Origin of the sequence: Paenibacillus odorifer, from assembly GCF_000758725.1 — a bacterium.
Classification (GTDB): domain Bacteria; phylum Bacillota; class Bacilli; order Paenibacillales; family Paenibacillaceae; genus Paenibacillus_AQ; species Paenibacillus_AQ odorifer.
Genome location: NZ_CP009428.1, coordinates 1,754,542 through 1,772,929, shown reverse-complemented (window position 1 = coordinate 1,772,929; position 18,388 = coordinate 1,754,542). Strand labels below are relative to the sequence as shown.

Annotated in this window: 13 protein-coding genes; 1 reads left to right on the top strand and 12 read right to left on the bottom strand. The window is 46.8% G+C overall.

The window, feature by feature from the left end:
• The 8 genes from PODO_RS07545 to PODO_RS07510 are packed head-to-tail and all read right to left on the bottom strand — an operon-like array spanning nt 1 to nt 11,490.
• Nucleotides 1–1,272: a rhamnogalacturonan lyase family protein gene (locus tag PODO_RS07545; RefSeq protein WP_038569482.1), complete on the bottom strand. Its 1,272-nt coding sequence runs from the start codon at nt 1,270–1,272 to the stop codon at nt 1–3.
• Nucleotides 1,273–1,299: 27 nt separating this feature from the next.
• Nucleotides 1,300–2,109 (bottom strand): polysaccharide deacetylase family protein, encoded by an 810-nt coding sequence (locus PODO_RS07540; RefSeq protein WP_038569480.1) that lies wholly within the window; start codon nt 2,107–2,109, stop codon nt 1,300–1,302.
• 21 nt (nt 2,110–2,130) lie between these two features.
• Complete coding sequence (locus tag PODO_RS07535; RefSeq protein WP_244886440.1) at nt 2,131–2,838, bottom strand: DUF1961 family protein; 708 nt, start codon at nt 2,836–2,838, stop codon at nt 2,131–2,133.
• Between the two features lie 26 nt (nt 2,839–2,864).
• Nucleotides 2,865–5,483, bottom strand: a complete 2,619-nt coding sequence (locus PODO_RS07530) for an exo-rhamnogalacturonan lyase family protein (RefSeq protein ID WP_370510576.1) — start codon at nt 5,481–5,483, stop codon at nt 2,865–2,867.
• Between the two features lie 46 nt (nt 5,484–5,529).
• A complete protein-coding gene (locus PODO_RS07525) occupies nt 5,530–7,944 on the bottom strand; it encodes a helix-turn-helix domain-containing protein (protein ID WP_080742433.1) in 2,415 nt (804 codons plus the stop codon).
• Nucleotides 7,945–7,995: 51 nt separating this feature from the next.
• Complete coding sequence (locus PODO_RS07520) at nt 7,996–9,582, bottom strand: extracellular solute-binding protein (protein ID WP_036675669.1); 1,587 nt, start codon at nt 9,580–9,582, stop codon at nt 7,996–7,998.
• Between the two features lie 34 nt (nt 9,583–9,616).
• Nucleotides 9,617–10,501, bottom strand: a complete 885-nt coding sequence (locus tag PODO_RS07515; RefSeq protein ID WP_036675671.1) for a carbohydrate ABC transporter permease — start codon at nt 10,499–10,501, stop codon at nt 9,617–9,619.
• A gap of 17 nt (nt 10,502–10,518) precedes the next feature.
• Nucleotides 10,519–11,490, bottom strand: a complete 972-nt coding sequence (locus PODO_RS07510; protein WP_036675672.1) for an ABC transporter permease — start codon at nt 11,488–11,490, stop codon at nt 10,519–10,521.
• A gap of 264 nt (nt 11,491–11,754) precedes the next feature.
• Between PODO_RS07510 and PODO_RS07505 the strand changes: the two genes are divergently transcribed.
• Entirely contained in the window at nt 11,755–13,746 is a 1,992-nt protein-coding gene (locus tag PODO_RS07505) for a beta-galactosidase (RefSeq protein ID WP_038569479.1), read from the top strand.
• A gap of 75 nt (nt 13,747–13,821) precedes the next feature.
• On the opposite strand, the gene fucU is transcribed toward PODO_RS07505, so the two are convergent.
• Genes fucU through PODO_RS07485 form a run of 4 tightly spaced genes read right to left on the bottom strand, consistent with a single transcriptional unit; the run spans nt 13,822 to nt 18,171 of the window.
• Nucleotides 13,822–14,250 (bottom strand): L-fucose mutarotase, encoded by a 429-nt coding sequence (fucU, locus tag PODO_RS07500; RefSeq protein ID WP_036675675.1) that lies wholly within the window; start codon nt 14,248–14,250, stop codon nt 13,822–13,824.
• A gap of 11 nt (nt 14,251–14,261) precedes the next feature.
• Nucleotides 14,262–14,912: a class II aldolase/adducin family protein gene (locus PODO_RS07495; protein WP_038569477.1), complete on the bottom strand. Its 651-nt coding sequence runs from the start codon at nt 14,910–14,912 to the stop codon at nt 14,262–14,264.
• Between the two features lie 20 nt (nt 14,913–14,932).
• On the bottom strand, nt 14,933–16,378 hold the full coding sequence (locus PODO_RS07490; protein WP_038569476.1) for a rhamnulokinase: 1,446 nt from the start codon (nt 16,376–16,378) through the stop codon (nt 14,933–14,935).
• A gap of 29 nt (nt 16,379–16,407) precedes the next feature.
• Nucleotides 16,408–18,171, bottom strand: a complete 1,764-nt coding sequence (locus PODO_RS07485) for an L-fucose isomerase (protein WP_051490888.1) — start codon at nt 18,169–18,171, stop codon at nt 16,408–16,410.
• Nucleotides 18,172–18,388 lie beyond the last annotated feature (217 nt).

The window sequence follows — 18,388 nt, the reverse complement described above, 5'->3', positions numbered from 1 at the left end:
TCACACCGTTATTTCTCCACCGGGATACAGCGTCGAGCTGTACAATCTTTTAGGCTGAGGTAACGATTTCTCAGAGGCACAGGTACTAATATCTATCCACTCGCTTGAATATACCGTTGCTGACTCATCATTATAAATTACAACCTGTTCGCTGCCACATCCCAGAAGATCGCCGTGAACGGCATAACCTTCCTCCTTGAATTCAGCTACAACCTGCATATGTCCATCGTACAAAGCAGGATATACCCCGCCTCCCCGGCGGTACGCGAGAATATAATCCGGAGAACCCACTTGCCAGTTGCTCACAGCTTCCACTATAGTCAGCCAACCGTCGGTTGTGCGTTCTTCTTTCCACAGTTCCTTGCCATTACAGTCTAGAAGAAACAACGCATCCTTGCCCTTCAGCCCTTTGCCGTCATCTTCGCGGATCATTCGGTCCAGCCCGGCAACCTGAAGACCAGGCAGTTCGGGCCGGAATCGGCCTAACGCCAGATGCTGTGACTCTATAGAACCGTCATAACGCCAAAGCTCTTGCCCGTCCCGGTCATACATCACCGTTACGCTTCCGCCGACAACCAGTTCAGGATAACCATCTCCATTCACATCGCCAACCCAAATACAGTCCGCGTGGTCATCCAGATCGTGGCAGCTCCATAATAAATTACCTTTAGAATCAAGCAGATCATAACCTGCCATCACTTGATCCTGTCCATTTCCATGAAGATCGTGAACCCACGGATAATGTCCTACATTGCCTGTATGCGTCCATAATAAATTGAAATTCTTATCCAAGACCCACAGTTGATGATAACGGTCCTTCAGAATGATGTCGGAAGCATGTTCTTGCCCTGTTAGATTGGCAATGATAATACAATCATGTGCATGTTCAGCAGGTAAGTCGTATATGGACTTAACCGTTCCTGTTGAACCTTCAAAAATATGAAAACGTCCATCCATTACACATAATACTTCCAGCGACCCATCACCATCTATATCATAAACTTGCGCTGGATAGTCCGAGCCTTGGCTGCCAGCGTCAGGATCGGGTGTGCCCACCTGCCACAGCAGCTTGCCATCCATATCAAAAGCGGTCAGGCATTGCACCTGATGGGGAATATAACGAACATCCTGGCGATTATCCGGCTGGACCAGCAGCATTTCTGCACGTCCATCCCCATTCAGATCGCCAATAAGCATTTTACAGCGTGGACCAGCAGCGGAAATATCTACTTTTGCCAGCTGATAGACTGATTGTGTGTCCTTCGTTCTCATTAGAATCCTCCTGTCTTCTCTCTTCGATTAGATCTCAGGGAAACGGACGGTTTGTCCGCCTGCTACTTCTATAATCACACCGTCGATTTCCAGCCAGACAGATACCGCTCCCGGATTATATACAAAATCCCTAGCAGCGGAGAAAATAAGGGCTTCACAAGCCTTCATATAATGAACGAGTTCAATATTTGTGGCGTACCAGATTTCCTCCAGTCCTCCCACTGCTTCACAGAAGCTTTCCATCAGCTCCCAGTTATTATCGTTATCAAATTCATAACTATGGCCCCACACATACATCAGATATAAATACTGCCGTTTATGCAGCTTCACGAACTGCTCCGCATGCTCCAGCAAATGATCATTATGATGGCAAGTCCCCCGCCATTCCAGCCAATCCTCCGGCAGCCCAAAGCCGCCGCCAGTGGTCTGTACCACACGGGCATATTCCATGCCTAAATGAGGCAAAAGCTTCTTTATCTCCTTGTTAAAGGAACCGTTAGGATAAGACATTCCCCGTATCGGCACCTGGAGCAGCGTCTCAAAATATTTTCGATCCTCCATAATCTCATGGATGATTTGCTCCTGCGGACAACGGGCCAGCGTCGGATGGTGTTGCGTATGGACAGATACTTCATGTCCCTGGTACAGCTCAGTTATTTCATCTGCCGTAATACGATCACCTTCACCCAGCAGGCCAGAATTGAGATGAAATGTTCCTCTAATCCCATGGCGGTTAAATAGTCCAACCAATCTTTCGTCAGCCCGTCTGCCGTCATCATAGCTCATCGTAAGCGCCTTATGTCTGCCCTCAGGGTAACAATAATATATAATAGACATCAATCTGAAGCCTCCCTCGCATTACTGTCCAAAAACCGTCAGATTCGAGTATTCAGCAATCAGGGGTGCCATCTGTCGGAACCCAATTTTCCCGCCTGTCAGTAGCGGCCCATAGGTTTCACCATCATCTATCCATGTAAAAATCGGCAGTTCATTGATTGCAAAAGACAGCATAGGGCCACGTTTCACCACTAACATCCGGTAGGGCTCAGTCATGTCGCTGACGTCCGGAAGCGGATCGGCTGCCTGCGCAACCAGATGAAAACCATAACTTTTGCGCAAATTACAGGTGTGAAATTCACGTTCTTCCACCCAACGCCTGCGAAAATACGAGATATGATACGTGTCTATCTGCCCGTGATGGTATTGATCATATTCACCCGTACGGCGAGCAAGCGTGGAATCAAATAAATCCTTCCCACCCTCTCCTTTGGCCGCGATAAACAATATCGCCAATCCCGGCTCACACAATGGGCGGAAATTCCAAGATACGGCGAGGTCTGCCGGGAACTCCTCTGGACACCAGAGAACGACATTTGCTTGTTGTCCGGCCTCGGCATGGATAGTACTCTCTAATCTCATTCGTTGCAAAGGGAAGGAAACCGTTCCCTCTCCCTCCATCTGGAATCCAGCGATATCACTAGTTGAAGCGAGGGGATTATGGTAGATTGGTTTCCATGCTTCAGGGATCAAACCACCTATACCCGTGTCCTGCATCGGCCTAGCCATAAATCATTCCCCCCACAATGAAGCCTTCAATTCGCGAGTTCCGGTATAGCACTACCGATTAATTCCAAGGCAATGATCGTATTTAAAGACCACTGCGAGGCTTCATTTGTATTCATCCAATCGATCTCATTTAACTCAGTCATATAAGTGACCCGATCAGCTTCCTCCTGTAGATTCACACAACCAAACGGATTCTCCAGTAAAATCGACCAGCACCGCTCTGCCGTCGCCGGATCCTTGCGGTAATATGCTCCATATGCCGCAATGGCTACGCTGAGTACAGGATGCTCAAAACGGAGTTTTCCTGAAATCAACCCTCCTGTAAATGCGTCCTTCTCTTCTTGTGGCAAATTATAAAATACGCCGAACTCAGCCAGCATATCTTCCCAGTCCGGGTCCTCCAGCATTGCCGCCAGCTCGAACCACACCTGTGGACCTCCCATGCTAATCGCTAGATGACGCCCCCAGTTATCGTCGCCCATTCCCGACAATAGGCCAGTTGCCGGATCATACCCATATGTGGGACCAGATAATAGCCGTAAATTTGCCCTTTTGATGCAATCCATGCCTGTTATAATCTTGTCACGATAAGCGGTATCCTCGAACCGCTCCCAGCGGGTCATCCAATTAGAGCTAAAGGCTGCCCAGTCCGGACCCACCCTAACATGAGTCGGGAATTCATCCTTCGGAAAATACGCCCGCATCGGGTCCAGAGTAACTGTTGAATAATCAGCATCCTTTACACTGTCCATAATATCGCCGACCCGCTCGTCTCCGGTCAGATAATAATAGTAGCGATGCAGACCCGCCATAGCGATACGAGCCTCTTTGCAGCCGCAGCCCCAGTGGATGACATTATGCCGCGAGCCTAGTCCGGCGTATTCGCCAAAATGATATACATCTACCTCACTCGTATGCCTGGTCATAGCTTCGGCCATTCGGAACACATCCGCTCTCCCGGACCGGAGAAACGTTACCCACAACCACATATTTGGCACCAGCTCGGAATTCTGCCAGGCACAGCCACCGAGATCATAGTTCCATACATGTCTGACCGGATCGTAGCTGTGCATGAAATCTCCGTAGTCCCAAAAACCGTACCATTTGCGCTGCTCGATCTCTTCCTTGTAAAAGGAGATGATCCCGTCCAGCCGCTCTTCCAGATACACCTTGGCTGGCGTGCTCCGATCAGGCAAACTCCAGAAACCAAAAGCACCCGCTTCATGATAATAAGTTGGTTCACAAACCAGCAATGAAGGTTCTTCAGCTTCTGCCTGCATCCGCTGCAACAATTCAGGCCCGGGAGTCTGCGCCGTACACCAGAATGTTAGCTCGCTAGTATTAGCGATACCAAATGGAGTGGCCCGTAATTCTTCTGCACCTTCATACGAGGATTCCACATGTGTTTTTGTATCATAATGCCGCAAGTCCATAGCTGCCGCATCAGGTGACCAGAACCAGACAGTAAGAGCTGCCGCGTCTGTGGCAGTGGAACCAATCTCCATTCCTGCCGGATGCTTACGCCAGAAATTCTTCATCCCGACGGCTAGCCCTCCACCCTCTGCTCCAACATAACCAAGCCCACCTGCCCGGCGGCCTTCTGCTGCCTTGATCCAAGCGCACCCATCCTCTGTCCGCTTCCAGATCCCATAATGCTCGGAAGAATCTTGAACCAGCCGAAAGCTGCCCCAAGTCGCGGAGTCATCCAATAAACTAAGGAAATAGGCATCCTCTTCTGGATCAAATTTCACAGCACATCCTGCTACCTGATCGACGAATAAATCACGGTACTTACCTTTGGTTCGCCGTGTATGCAACGTCTTAGGAGACTCGCTAAACAAGCCGCTATCTCCGGCAAAACGAACATGGCGGTTGTAAAGCGGTCCATGCAGCGGCACTGTGAATTCTATTCCTAATCCTTTAATAAAATCCTGCTGTGGATTACCGTCATAATGAAACGTATGAACTAATCGAATAGACTCCAGCCCAGCATAAAAATATAAACGTAACGTATAGGGAAGCCACTCACGAGCATTGTGTGAAGCTTGGTGAAGTCCCTCTAGCTTCACCACTGCGCGAACAGGTCCGTCCTGTTCAAGGATGGCACTTAACGTTCGTCCTGTGAATCGCTCCTCACGTATGCTCAGGGTGCCAGCACCCTCATCTCTCTGTTCACGTATACATACAAGCTCTCCATTACTGCATACTTCGGTTCCTTCCGTGTCCGCCGGATTTCTGCGCACAATACTGCGGATAAGACCCTTCCCCTGCTTGTTAACCGTGCAAATAATAACACCTGTATCTATAATGAAAGCTTCCTCTGTTTCCTGCACAGTTAGTCGCTCAGTCATTTCCGTAGCTGGAGCCGCTTGATTTATTGTCATTGTCGCTAAGGAATCCTGCTGAATATCCGAATTTTTGTTTACTGCCGAGTGCGTGGACCATTTGATGCTCCCGTCAGGCCAAAAAGCTGCCGGCCAGCTTTGCAGCGGCACAAGCTTTTCGTTCTTCGGCATACTTAAGCAGAGATTCTTTAACGATTCCCTGTTGAGCGCTCCTTTTTTCCAAGGAACCCCCCAGGTAACACCCACATCAATAGCGGGCTTTTTTAGCCAATGCAGGCTAATCGGCAGAGCCGTAGGCACAACAACCATCTCCTTTATACCTTCTTCGCCGCACGTCCTCTTACTTTTAAAGAGCTTCATTATTATGGCTTAGCTCTCTATAGCGGCTTGGGGTTATTCCCTCTTGTTTCTTAAAAATCCGGTTAAAATAGCTATGCTGATAACCCACCTGTTCAGCTACATCGTTAATTCGCAGCGAGGTATCACGCAGCAGCTCCTTGGCTTTATCAAGCCGCAATTCGGTCAGATAATCAATGAAATTTTTCCCGGTGACCCGTTTGAATGATTTACTCAGTAAAAATGGGCTGATCCCTGTATAATCCGCACATCCATCCAGCGAAATATTATCCATATAATGCTCATTGATATACATCATGGCATGCTCAATCGTCCGTTTGATTCCGGCATCAGAACGCTCGCTCAGCTCCGTCAGATACGGTGCGACTACCTTTTCCTGAAACCAGGCAAGGATAAGCTTCGGCTCATGAATTTGCGACAGTGCCGCGTACAGATTAGCCCCTTTGAACAGTTGGTTTGGATGAATGCCTGAGACCATAATGGCGTGCTGAATACTGCCTAACAAATGAAGCATGCCCTGCTGCACATCAATCACTTTTGCCCCATTGGCACACAGTGCCTCCAGAAATTCCTCCAACAGCCGGTAAGCCTCTTCCGCTTCTCCTGTGCGCAGGGCCTGAATCATTCCGCGCTCCAAAGTGAACGAATATTGCGGTTCAGGCGTACTTTGCCCCTCACGATCCAGTAGCTCCATATTAATAATCTGGTTCTCACCACCAAACTGGCGATAACTAGCGGCTTGCTTCGCAGCCTCGAACGCTAGCGGAATACCGGATATCCTTCCAACCGGTGCACTAAACGCCACTGTTACCCTCATTTTTAACATGCGATTAATCGTTCCTGTCAGTTCTTCGCTAAAGGCTTGCACCGCTTCCAGCGATGGATTCGCAACGGGTTCGATAAGAAGTAATCCTGCCGTGAGATCATGGAAATTGATAATATCAGCCTGCTTAAAGTGCTCGGCAGACAATTCTCCGATAATATTGACGGCGGCGAATGATACAAGACTTTCATCACCGTTGCGGAACTTCCCCTCCTGGCTGGAGATGCCTGTAAGCTGAATATAAAGAATAATATAATGACAATCCTCTACTTCCCACTTAAAACGCCGCATCCGGCTTTGCAGATCCTGCTCAGAATAAGAATATAAATACCCCTGAAACAGCTGATGCAGGAAGCTTTCCTTCACATGTGGAAGCTGCTCGGAAAGAGTGTACTTCAGGGCATGGCTCTCCCCGTGCAAGTTCTGCCAATGCCGTTCAATCAGAATAAACTCATCCTCCCTACTCGCAGCCGCCGCTTGGTCAGGCAACAAAGTCTGCAGCAAACGTCCTATCGGTGAATAGATTTTGCGGGAAGCAAACCAAGACAGAATCGCCGCCAGCAGCAAAGCACTGAAGCTAACTAAAAATATCAGTCTCGAAATGAAGACGACAGGTGAAGTTATGCTGGTTATCGGTGAAGCGGACACATAGAGCCAATCTGCGGAGAGTCGGGAAAACTCACCATAAGTCACTGCATATGTAGCCTTACCCCAGTCGAAGAGAAAAGAGGACTCAAGATTTGACTCATGGTTCGCGCCCCGTTCCACAATCTCATTATGCAATGCGGTAAGTAAGGGAGAATCCTCGGCACTGTCTCCAGCAGATACGTACAAATCCCCCGTCGTCTGCAGCAAAAATGTCTCGCCGCTATTATAAGGTGTCATAGTTCGTAGCATCGCAGCTACTTTCTCCGTATCCATGCGGAGCAAAAGAGCCCCGAAGGGCTTCAAGCTTCCGCCCGGAATATGATGGACAAGCGTTAATTCTTTGACATTTGGTTTATTGGGATCGAATGCCCACTGCGTCCAATAGGTGCTTTGTTCAGTATCAATCAATTTGTCATATTGACCCGATACCGCGCTGGAGTCAATCGTGCCATATTCGGGATTAAATAGTAATGGATGATCTCCTGATAGATAGAGTTCAACGTTACTCGTCATCGTGTTCGAGCCCTGCATCACTACGAGTGTCTTCGTAATATCCCAAGCCCGCTCATGATCCTGAATAAAATCAAGGCCATTCAAGCTGTAATCAAACTTGGGATCAAAGGCCCAATGTGCCAGCATCAGCTCCAGATTGGACAGTTGATCATCAATATTAGCCGCCCGCTGTTCAATCTGCCTGTTATGCATCTGCAGCAGCTCGCTCTCCAGGCGTCCCCCTGCCATCCAGTAGACAAGCGCACCAATAATAAACCCCGGAATGGATGACACCACCAGCATAATGATCAGATTTTTACGATAATATCGGCCCTTACAGCCTGACCAGCCTTTTGTATAACGCTTCCATTTCGCCACATTTCTCATCACTATGCTCTCACCAGCCGAATCAGATAAATTTGAAGTGCAATCGAACCACATTCGTTTTGCTCCTCAGATCCTTTCCAGCCGGATAAAAGCACTAGGAAGGATCTAGCGGTCAGCCTTAGCGTATAACTCGTTCATTTCCTTAACTAAATCATCTCCACCTGTTTTTCTCCATACATCAAATGCTGATTTCAATTCAGCTTCATCAATTTGTCCTACAATATATTTTATGCGTGCATCATTAATTACATTGTCGAGTTGAGCACCCTTTTGGGAATATACTGTGGAAATAAAGGCCTCTGCCGGATTAACCACGATCGAAGCTTCATTTGCTTTCTGAACTTCGATTTGTTTAAGCCGCAGCGGTGTCTGAGCTACAGTCTTGGATTTGTCCTCAGGTATAAAGGCCAGAATTTGGTTTAACCCTTCCACTTCTGACTCCAGAAGGACAGTGTCTTTGGAGCGTTCAATAAAACCATCCACCATAGTGTAGTGAGTACCTTCCAAACCAAAACCTAACATCGTTTGTAATTCCGGATTATTGATTTGATCTAGAAAAGCCAGTACCCGTTTCAGTTCTTCTTCGCTCTTCACAGATGATTTTGGAATAGCCAGCATGCCCGAGAAACCAGAGGTCGGCAATGTATGTAGCTTGCCATCCGTACCTGTTACGCCCCCGCTTACATCTACATAATGTTTATCCGGTTCGTCTTTGCCTTCTTTTTCTAGCGCAGCGTGAATTTTATCATCCACCCGGGCGCCTGTATCGACCACATCGACGATTACTCCTGCCTTATTGTTCACGATCGGATCTGTCCATTTGGCACTATCCATAACTGCGAAGTCGGAGTTGATCAATTTCTCATCATACAGCTTCTTCATGAACTTAAGCGCTTCCAAATATTCTGGATATTCATGCTCAGGCACCAGCTTGCCATCTTGCACGCCCCATTTATTCGGTGTTCCAAACCATAACTTAATGGTATCAAAACCGCTGGCCCACTGGCCGCTCCATTTGACCAGCACCATGCCATAAGTATCCTCTTTACCATTGCCGTCTGGATCTTTTTCCTTGAACGCTTTCAGCATATTGTAGAAATCATCTACCGTCTGCGGTGTTTGCAGCCCCACCTTCTCCAGCCAATCCTTACGGAAAACCATACCGTTACGGCCGAGTACACGCCCCCGATAGATTCCGTAATTCTTCCCATCAATAGCCGAGTTTTTCAGAATAACCGGGTTCGCTTGGCTTAAATTCGGATAATCCTTAAGATAAGGCCCTACTTCCCAGAATGCGCCCGATTTGGCAGCGTTCACAAAACTAGAAGCCTTAACATCCCCCACGTAGATAATAGTCGGCAGCTTCCCAGAAGCTAGCGTAATATTAAATTTATCTGCATAAGATGCGTTCGGGACCCACTCAAAGTGGATTTTTGTGTGGGTCTGTTTCTCCAGTTCAGCAGCAACCGGACTGCCATCCTTCGGATAATTTGTTTTGAATATCGGCAGCATGAGGGTCAGATCCAGCGGGGACTCGCTTTTCTCTTCTCCAGTATTACTACTCCCCTCACTTTTGCTGTTAGAACCTGCAGATTCATTACCTGAGCAACCTGCAACAACAGTGGTAACCATCATAGCCACAAGTAAAAGTAACAACCAGCGCTTCTTTTTTACCGAACGATTAGCTTCCATTATTATACCTCCAAATTGGAATAAGTTAAGTTTGCTATCCTTTAACAGAACCCAGCATCACCCCTTTAGCGAAATGTTTTTGCAGAAATGGGTACACACATAAAATTGGTAGAGTACCTACTACAATGACCGCCATTTTAATCGACTGCTCCGGTGGCTGCACAAAGCTCGGATCCATAGAACTCATATCGCCAGCCGCAGATTGGGACAACATTACGATCTGTCGCAGCATCACCTGCAAAGGCCATTTTGTCGGATCCGTAATGTAGAGCAGTGCCGAGAAGAAATTGTTCCAATGTCCCACAGCATAGAACAACGTAAATGTAGCAAGAACCGGTTTGGATAAAGGAAGGACTATCTTCCACAACAAGCCCAGCTCAGAACAACCATCAATACGCGCCGCTTCTTCCATTTCTATAGGCAGCTCCTGAAAAAAGTTTTTGACAATAATCAGGTTAAAGGCGCTAATTGCTCCCGGTAAAATAAGAGAATTGAGCGTATCCAGCAGATGCAGTTCCCGAATGACGAGATAGGTTGGAATCATTCCTCCACCGAACAGCATCGTAAAAATAACAAGGTTGAGTACCAAATTACGGCCCATCAGATATCGTTTTGCCATCGGATAAGCCATTGTTACCGTGAAGAATAAATTAACGACAGTTCCGATTACCGTAACATAAATAGAAACCCCTATACTGCGCATAATCGTATCTGTTGAAAAGATAAATCGGTAGGCGTCAAATGAAATCGTGGTCGGGATCAGGAATACGGCACGTTTAGTAATTTCCGCATCTGTAGCGAAGGAGCCCGAAACCACAAAGAGGAAAGGGAGAATCGCTACGATTCCGATAATCCCTAAAAATATATAATTGAATACATCAAATGCAGTTCCACCCGTACTCTTGTATTGTTTGGCCACAGCAAGCTACTCCCTTCTCAATAAAGTCCGGATTCACCAAATTTTTTGGCGATCCAATTCGTCCCGAGCACAAGCGTCACACCGATTATTGATTTGAATAATCCAACAGCTGTACTGTAGCTAAAAGCTCCCTGGGTGATTCCCAGTGCGTATACATAGGTATCGAACACCTCACCTACTTCACGATTAAGAGCATTCATCATTAAATAAATTTGTTCAAAACCGTTATCCAAAATCGTTCCCATCCGAAGAATAAGTAAAATAACGATTGTACTGCGAATAGCAGGCAACGTAATATGCCAAATCTGCCGCCACCTGTTCGCACCGTCTACTACCGCAGCCTCATATTGCTCCACATCTACACCGGCCAGCGCTGCCAGGAATATAATTGTCCCCCAACCGCACTCCTTCCAGATCGTCTGGAGAATAATCAATGGACGGAACCAGTCGGGATTAGCTAGAAAGTCTATTTTCCTGCCTGTAAACGTATACAAAAACTCATTTACAGTCCCGCCTTCCGTAGTTAGAAATACATAGCTCATACTGGCCACAATGACCATGGATATAAAGTGCGGAACATAAATCATCGTTTGTATCGTCTTTTTATAGAAGGAAAGCCGTATTTCGTTTAGAAGTAGTGCCAGAATAATCGGCGCCGGAAAAAAGAAAATCAAATTATAAAAAGATAACAATAACGTATTGCGCAGCAGCATAAAGAAATCGGGATTCTGGAAAAAAACACGAAAATGCTCAAAACCTACCCATTCACTTTTCTGAAAACCAAGAAACGGCTGGTAATTCTTAAAAGCCAACAGCACGCCCCACATCGGAACATATTTGAAAACAAGAAAATAAAGGACTCCAGGGAGCAGCAGAATATATAACCATTTATCACGTTTAAAACGTTTCCATCTTCTTACCCGGATATTTCGATAGGTCTGCGGCTTTGGCTGTTGTTCTGCAGTTCCCGGAACTGTTACGTGCTTCATCCTGTTCACCTCCATTTGTCATGTACATCTCGCGATTACTGTAGCCATGGATTACTGCAATCACCCTTACTGCGACTCCTATTATGCTGCTAGTGATTTTTTCCAGCAATCGGACTTTTTTGAACGCTCTATATAAGCTAAAAATCCCATTTTATCTAAAAAGTCCAAACCGCGCAAAAGTTTACTATTGTCCGTAAGACATTAAGCACCTATGATTCCAAGTGATGATTTCCAGCAAATGTTTGCCTTAAAGGAGGAACTGAATTGAAGAACAAGCTATACTACGGTGCTGCTTGGTATCCCGAGCTATGGAGTGAAGAGGTGCTTGAGCAGGACATCCTTCTAATGAAAGAAACGGGGATTAATATCGTACGAATCGGAGAATTCATTTGGTCTGCCTTGGAGCCAGAAGAAGATAAGATTGATATTGGTCCCGTCGTGAAATATATCGAAAGGTTACATAGAAACGGAATTGACACAGTAATGTGTACGCCGACACCTACACCCCCCATCTGGCTTACTCATGGACATCCTGAGCGCTGTTATGTGGATGAGAGCGGAACGGTAATGGGACATGGAGCACGGCAGCATATCTGTACGAACAATCCTTATTTTCGTAAACGGGCTGCCATCATTACGGAGCATATTGCCAAGGAGACCGGAGCACTGCCGGGGTTAACCGCCTGGCAGCTCGATAACGAATTCAAAGCGCATGTGGCGGAGTGCATGTGTGAGACCTGTAAAGGCTTATGGCATATCTGGTTGCAGCAGCGCTACAGCTCCATTGAAAAGTTGAATGAGGCATGGGGAACAGCCGTCTGGAGCCAAACTTATCAACGTTTTGATCAGGTGCCACAGCCAGGACCCGCACCTTTCCTCCACAATTCATCTCTGCGGACGATGTACCGCTTATTTTCAATGGAAAAAATCGCTGAATTCGCCGATGAGCAGGCTGATATTATCCGCCGCCACTCCTCTGCACCAATTACCCACAACAGCAGTGTCGCTTTTCATCTAGATAATGAGCGGCTATTTCAGAATCTCGACTTTGCCGCCTACGACACTTATGCCTCACAGGAAAATATGCATGCTTATCTGCTTAACTGTGATCTATGGCGAAATTTCAAGCCGGGAAAAAATTTCTGGATAATGGAGACAGGACCCTCGTTTGCCGCATCTCTAGTAAGTTTTGGTGTGCCACATCCGAACGGATATCTGAAGGCAGAAGCGGTTGCCGCCTATGCGCTGGGTGCAGGTGCATTTTGCTATTGGATCTGGCGCCAGCATACTTCCGGAAGTGAACAAACACATAGCTCGATCCTTAGTGCCTGGGGAGAACCCGCTCTAGGGTACGATAATGTGCTGGAGGCCAATCAAGCACGGCAAGAAATTGAACAAATTATGCTCTCCACCCGGCCCCTTCGGGCAGATGTTGCGATTACCTATTCGGACAGAACCAAAGCTTATCTCGCAACTGAACCTCATCGGAAGCTAAATTATCGTAGTCTGCTGGGCGATTTCTACAAAAGAATTCTACATATGGGTATTCACCGGGATCTGCTGCCCGAAGGCGGTGACTTAACCGGATACAAGCTGTTATTCACTCCATTCGTACATTATTTGTCCCCCGAGTATGTGGAAAGTGCGCTGGCCTTCACAGCAACTGGCGGGATTTGGATTGTCGGTCCTCTTACCGGAGGACGAACGAAGGAGCATACCCTTCATACGAATGCCGGACTTGGGGAATTGGAGCGATTAGCAGGAGTCAAAACTAAGTTTATCTATCCGCTGGAATCAACAGGCACGATTGGACACGCTTTTGGGGTATCTGCTCCCTTGTCCATGTGGAGTTCTGTTTTTGAACCCGTTTCAGAGTCCGCTTCCAGTCTCGGAATGATTACGGAGGGGGTGACGCCGGGTTTGTCCTTCCTGACGGAGCAGCCTTACGGACAAGGTACTATTGTTATGCTGGGTTCAATGCCTGCCGGTGAAGAAGGTGACCTAATGTTATGTAAACTTATTGATCATTATGCAGAACGTACTGGTGTTACCGTACGCAGTGATGTCACTAAGGGAACCCTTGTCTGCCCTAGAAGCAATGACCAAGGTACCGAAGTGTGGACCATTGTAAATATGGATGGACACGGGGGAAGTCTCACACTCCCGCGGGACGGACATGATGTTCTCTCAGGCAAATCCGTGGCCTGCGGCCCCCTCTCCCTTGGTGCATATGAGTACAGGGTAATCCGGTTATAAATACTTATCCTTACAGCATAAAAAGCCGCTAACTCCTTGGTCACCCAAGCGGTTAGCGGCTTCATTTCCGTTATTTTAACTTTTAATAACGCCTTTTTTAAGAATAACATTCCCATACAATGCTTCTTCACCAGTAACTATAACCGCATAACTTTGCTTAGAACGGTTATAGAAATCAAAACGTTCCTCATGTTTAATCGTCGCTTCAGCATCATGCTTGGCAATGATAGTCTCGTATGTGGACCAGATGACCGGCACAGTTGGATCTCCAGCCACCACTGCCATAAAAGCCACCTGTTGCTCTGCATAATGATCCAGAGGTAACAACTCTAAGATGGCATCCAGCAGGTCAGGAATACCGATGCCATCATATCTCAGTACCCTCGGATTCAACGAATGTCCGGGATAATTAGCATCAGCCAATACAAGCTCATCCCCATGACCCATTTCCATCAGAATGCGCACCAGCTCCGGAGAGAGCAGCTTAGGAATTCCTTTTAACATAAGGCACCTCTTTACTTCCCATAAAATGATCGCAACGCTACCAGCTCATCAATCCGATGCTGCGGCAATTCTCTCTCCCCGCCAATCATCCGGGTAATGAAGGTGAGCTTGGCCGTATACTCAAGCCGTTCCATATTCAGATATGCTTCCATAACATCTTCTCCCCAAGTAAGGGCTCCGTGATTCTCGAGCAGGACCGCAGTTTTTTTGCCCAGGAAAGGCATCAGTGAATCTGGAATTTCTTCCGTCGATGGTGTTCCATATTCCGCCAACGGAATATCTCCGATCATAATCACCGACTCTGGCATCATCATCTTGTCGAGCGCCTCACCTTTTATGGCAAATGCAGTAGCATACGGGGGATGTGCATGGACCACGCCCTTCATCTCTGGCAGCTCATTATAAATTCTTAGATGCATTTTTGCTTCCGTTGAGGGTCTGTAGCCTTCAGCAGCTTCAAGGACTTCACCTTGCAGATTCACTTTTACAAGCATATGAGGCTCTAAATATCCCTTACTCACCGCTCTGGGGGTAGTCAGAATTACATTCTCTGATAAGCGAGCAGAAATATTCCCATCATTAGCCGCGATAAAATCTTTATTAAACAGGTTTCTCCCGATATCACAAATCTGCAAACGTAATTTTTGTTCCAATGTATCCATAGGGTTTCTCTCCTCGTATCCTATTTTTCACAAACCTTCACCAAAGAAGGCTGATATGTCTTAAAGGCAAAAGATCTTTCCACTACCTGCTTGCCCTCGGAGATTTCCAATTCCCCTAGGGCAGCCAGTTGAATAATTATATTGCCAATTGCACTAGCTTCCACAGGCCCTGCTACAACTTTTCTCCCCGTAATATTAGCGGTAAGCTGACAGAGCAGTTCATTCTGAATCCCACCACCGACCATATGAATGATATTGATTTTTTTGCCGGTGATCTCTTCCATTTCGTTAATCGTATGGCGATAGGACTCTGCTAAGCTCTCAAGTATGACGCGAATAATCTCAGCTTTCGTGTAGGGGGCTTGCTGGCCTGTTCGTTCGCAATATTCTCTAATCCGTTGGGTCATCACACCGGGTGTACTAAACAGTTCATCATTCGGATCAATAATTGCTGGGGCATGATTTATGGTTTCAGCTAGCTCAACCATTTGGCCTTGGCTGACGTATTTTCCCGCTTCTGCCCAATTCCTTTGCAGCTCCTGCAAAATCCATAGTCCCGTTATATTTTTGAGCAAACGATTAGATTGGCCGTAACACTGCTCATTTGTGAATCCGTATTCATAGCTTTTCTCTGTAATGACAGCTTCAGGCGTCTCCATGCCCACTATCGACCATGTTCCACAGCTTATAAATGCTGCATTATCCTTAAGAGAATACGGAATGGAAGCTACTGCTGAAGCCGTATCATGAGAAGCACCCGCAATTACCTCCATTGGACCAACGCTAAGCTCCTCTTGAATTACCGGAAGGATAGGACCAATGACCGTCCCCGATTGAACCTGTTGTGGCACTAGGCTAACCGGGATACTAAGCCTGCTAAATACTTCAGTAGAGACTTCACCAGATACAGCGTCCATTAAGCCACTTGTACTCCAAATCGTGCTTTCTGCTGCCGCGATACCAGAGAACAAATAGTGGAACAGGTCTGGCATCATTAAAATAGTATCTGCGACCTCTAGCAGAGAATCATTATCCTGAAAATCAGCAAACAGCTGATAAACCGTATTAATCAAGCTCGGTTGAATACCAGTAACGCTAAATTGCTCCCTTGGCGGAAGCAGTACCTCCAACCCTTGACGATGACTTCCCATTCTCTTATCCCTATAATGATGGGGGGAATAGAGCAACATCCCTCTTTTATCAATAAAACCGTAATCGACTCCCCACGTATCCACGCTTAGAGATCTCAATTTTCCACGCGCCCTATAAGCTCTCTGGATTCCTTTTTTCATTTCGTGGAAGAGCTTCAAAACATCCCAATACAAATGCCCGCCAATATACACCGGGGTATTAGCAAACCGATGAATTTCTTCCATGCGAAGGGTGTTACCGTCATACAATCCCAACATCACTCTTCCGGAGCTGGCGCCAAGATCCATAGCCAGAAGCTTAATCGTATCACCCATTTCACGCACACCTGCTTCACAAGAAGATTTTAATATAGCGGTCCGAAATTCTGACAGGCTCTGTAATCTGCTCCTTCCAGATTCTCCGTCCCAAATAACGACCACACCCGTGGTCTGAAAATACGTGATTCCTCAACGTTATGCATACTTACTGGAATACGCAAAATCGACGCCAGCGTAATTAGATCCGCCCCGATATGGTCATAACTGATCGCCCCATGATTCGCGCCCCAATTATTCATGACATCATATACCGATTGGAATGAACCACTGTTAGTTAGCTTAGGAGCGAACCAGGTCGTCGGCCAGGTCGGATCTGTTCTTTGATCCAAAATATGATGAACCTCTTCAGGCAGCTCTACAGTGTAACCTTCAACAAGCTGAAGAACAGGTCCAAGCCCCTTCACCAGGTTCAAGCGAGCCATAGTAACCGGCATTCCGCCTTTGGTTAAATAATCGGTAGAGAAGCCGCCTCCCCGGAAATATTCTTGAGAAGCTGGCCGGAATTGTGTATTGCTTAGACAAGCCTCAGCCTCTTCGTCTGAAATCTCCCAAAACGGTTTGATTGCAGGCTTACCCTCTATCCTCTGCTCACCTGTGCCATCAAGCGCTGCCGAACCAGAGTTGATCAGATGCAGTATTCCGTGAGCTGCTTCTCCCTCCAATTGATGACCCGTCACTCGCTTAACGGCATCGGGACTCCAGAAGGTTCGGACATCAGCAAAAATTTGTGCTGTATTTGTAAGCAAATAATTGAACAACATCGTTACCCCATTCAGGCTGTCATTCTCTGTCGCTACGAGATAAGGTGCCCGTTTGCCGTTCCAGTCAAAAGAAGAATTCAACATCGTCTCCATGAAATCGCCGTTAGGGAAATGGTCCGTCCATTGTCTCTGGCCTTGGAAACCGCCAACAATTGCATTGTGGCCGTTAGCTTCCTCCTCAAAACCAAGCTCAGCGAGAACCGGATTGCCGATCATCAGGTCGCGGGCGATCAATGTCATTTTCACACAAGTCTCCCACTGCTTCTCTTTCTCTTCTGCACTGATTTGCAGATGCTGCGGATTATTATCAGCGCCAACTTGGCAGTTTTCTTTAGTCCAGGCAAGCGCCCGCTTAAATTCCTCTTTATCATAAATCTCTTCTTCAAAGCGCCGGACATATTCAGACATATCTATATATTCATTGCGCATGCCCAGATACTCTTGGAAAAATTGTTCATTCACAATGGAACCCGCAATCCCCATCGAAACAGAACCCATAGATAAATATGATTTCCCCTTCATTTGAGCAACTGCTAAGCCTGCTCTAGCAAACTGTAGCAATTTAGACTGCACATCCGCTGGAATCTCTTCACTGCTAGACTCTTGAACATCTTCACCATAGATACCAAACGCAGGAATTCCCTTTTGAGCATACGCAGAGAGAACAGCAGCTAGATACACAGCACCCGGCCGTTCCGTTCCGTTAAATCCCCACACGGCATGCGGAATGGATGAATCCATATCCATTGTCTCTGAGCCATAACACCAGCAAGGCGTCACGGTGATCGACACCCCTACGTTAGCCCCGGAGAATTTCTGAGCCGCCGCAGCAGCTTCTTTAACACCACCGATCGTAGAATCGGCGATGATGCACTCTACAGGACTCCCATTTGGATACCTTAAATTCGCTTCAATAAACTTAGCCACCCGCTGAGCCATGCCCATCGTTTGCTCTTCCAGTGATTCACGAACGCCTCTTCTTCTGCCATCAATGGTTGGGCGGATACCAATTTTCGGATAGTTTTCTATCAATGCCGTTCCTCCTCAAGATCATCTTAGAGTCATCGTTAATAGATCTATTTCTCCTTCATCATAAAATCTGCAAGCGCTTTAGTCAACACAAAACAACATATTACCTAAACAAAAGTGTGGTTTTATGTGATATCATTATTATATATTGTGGTTTTATGTGAATATGTAATTATTTTTAGATTTAAACAACAATGTAGTACACTAGAAAGCAGAC

What these genes read in the sequence shown, in the direction of transcription:
- PODO_RS07545 (WP_038569482.1), bottom strand. Translation starts at nt 1,272, where the DNA reads ATGAGAACGAAGGACACACAATCAGTCTATCAGCTGGCAAAAGTAGAT.
- PODO_RS07540 (WP_038569480.1), bottom strand. Translation starts at nt 2,109, where the DNA reads ATGTCTATTATATATTATTGTTACCCTGAGGGCAGACATAAGGCGCTT.
- PODO_RS07535 (WP_244886440.1), bottom strand. Translation starts at nt 2,838, where the DNA reads ATGGCTAGGCCGATGCAGGACACGGGTATAGGTGGTTTGATCCCTGAA.
- PODO_RS07525 (WP_080742433.1), bottom strand. Translation starts at nt 7,944, where the DNA reads ATGTGGTTCGATTGCACTTCAAATTTATCTGATTCGGCTGGTGAGAGC.
- PODO_RS07520 (WP_036675669.1), bottom strand. Translation starts at nt 9,582, where the DNA reads ATGGAAGCTAATCGTTCGGTAAAAAAGAAGCGCTGGTTGTTACTTTTA.
- PODO_RS07510 (WP_036675672.1), bottom strand. Translation starts at nt 11,490, where the DNA reads ATGAAGCACGTAACAGTTCCGGGAACTGCAGAACAACAGCCAAAGCCG.
- fucU (WP_036675675.1), bottom strand. Translation starts at nt 14,250, where the DNA reads ATGTTAAAAGGAATTCCTAAGCTGCTCTCTCCGGAGCTGGTGCGCATT.
- PODO_RS07495 (WP_038569477.1), bottom strand. Translation starts at nt 14,912, where the DNA reads ATGGATACATTGGAACAAAAATTACGTTTGCAGATTTGTGATATCGGG.
- PODO_RS07490 (WP_038569476.1), bottom strand. Translation starts at nt 16,378, where the DNA reads ATGGGTGATACGATTAAGCTTCTGGCTATGGATCTTGGCGCCAGCTCC.